Source organism: Microbacterium sp. CPCC 204701, assembly GCF_004010105.1.
Taxonomy (GTDB): Bacteria; Actinomycetota; Actinomycetes; order Actinomycetales; family Microbacteriaceae; genus Microbacterium.
Window position 1 is genome coordinate 1 of record NZ_RRYE01000571.1, and the last position, 1,389, is coordinate 1,389.

At 71.8% G+C, this 1,389-nt stretch carries 2 protein-coding genes; one reads left to right on the forward strand and one right to left on the reverse strand.

Features of this window, described 5'->3' with window-relative positions; genetic code table 11:
* The coding region (locus EIO58_RS17970) for an MATE family efflux transporter (protein WP_240659008.1) at window positions 1-642 on the forward strand (642 nt) is incomplete at its 5' end.
* 163 nt (window positions 643-805) lie between these two features.
* On the opposite strand, the gene EIO58_RS17975 is transcribed toward EIO58_RS17970, so the two are convergent.
* On the reverse strand, window positions 806-1,389 hold a 584-nt coding region (locus tag EIO58_RS17975), incomplete at its 5' end, for a TrmH family RNA methyltransferase (RefSeq protein WP_127820562.1).

The following is a 1,389-nucleotide window of genomic DNA, read 5'->3' on the forward strand; positions in this document are numbered from 1 at the left end:
GGGTCGGCGCGAGCGGGCGGCTGGCTGTTCGTGCGCACGGTGTCGCTGCGCATCGCGCTGCTGGCGACCGTCGCTGTGGCGACGGGCCTCGGCACCGACGAACTGGCCGGGTGGCAGGTCGCCTTCACCATCTTCTCGACGGCGGCGTTCGCGCTCGACGCCCTCGCGATCGCGGCGCAGGCGCTCGTCGGCAAGGGCCTCGGCGCCGAAGACCCCCCGCTCGTGCGCCGCGTGCTCGGCCGCACCGTCGCATGGGGCGCCTGGTTCGGCGTCGTCGTCGGAGCCGTCATCGGCGCGCTGTCGGGCGCCATCGGGCTGCTCTTCACGGGGGATGCCGAGATCGCGGCCCTCGTGCAGCCCGCGCTCATCGTACTTGCGGTGGCCCAGCCGGTGTGCGGCATCGTGTTCGTGCTCGACGGCGTGCTGATCGGCGCGGGCGACGCCAAGTATCTTGCGATCGTCGGCGTGCTGAACCTCGTGCCGTTCCTGCCGGCGCTCGTGGCCATCGCCGTGCTGCATCCGCTCGGCGCCACCGGTCTCGCGTGGCTCTCGATCGCGTTCTTCGGCGTCTACATGCTCGCGCGCCTGGTCACCCTCGGCTGGCGCGTGCGCGGCGCGGCCTGGATGACCACGGGAGCGTAGGCGGCACCTCTCCAGGCGCGACTTGTGTCGTCCGCAGCGAGATCCGTGGACCCGACGCGAAGCCGAGCGTTCGCATGGACGACCTCGACCGCGATCTGCAGGCGTTGACGCGCCACACCTTCGGCATCGACCGCGACTGATGCGACGACGCGCCCTGAGGGGGTCACACCCAGCGGCGGCACCACTCGTACATCACGACGGCGGCAGCGGCACTGGCGTTGATCGAGCGCGTCGAGCCGTACTGCGCGATCTCGACGACCCCGGATGCCGCCGCCAGCGCCTCGGGCGAGAGCCCCGGTCCTTCCTGACCGAACAGCAGCACGCACGCCTCGGGGAGGTCGGCGTCCGGCAGCGGCGCGGATCCGGCGACGTTGTCGATCGCGATGACGGGGAGGGATCCGGCATCCGCCCACCGGGCGAAGTCGGCGATCGACTCGTGGTGGCGCACGTGCTGGTAGCGGTCGGTCACCATGGCCCCGCGCCGGTTCCAGCGGCGGCGGCCGATGATATGCACCTCGGCCGCGAGGAACGCGTTGGCGCTGCGCACGATCGAGCCGATGTTCATGTCGTGCTGCCAGTTCTCGATGGCGACGTGAAACCGGTGCCTGCGGGTGTCGAGGTCGGCGACGATCGCGTCCATCGTCCAGTACCGGTACTCGTCGACCACATTGCGGGCGTCGCCGTGCGCGAGCAGCTCGCGGTCGTACCGCGGGTCGTCGGGCCAGGCGTGCGGACCGCCGGGCCACG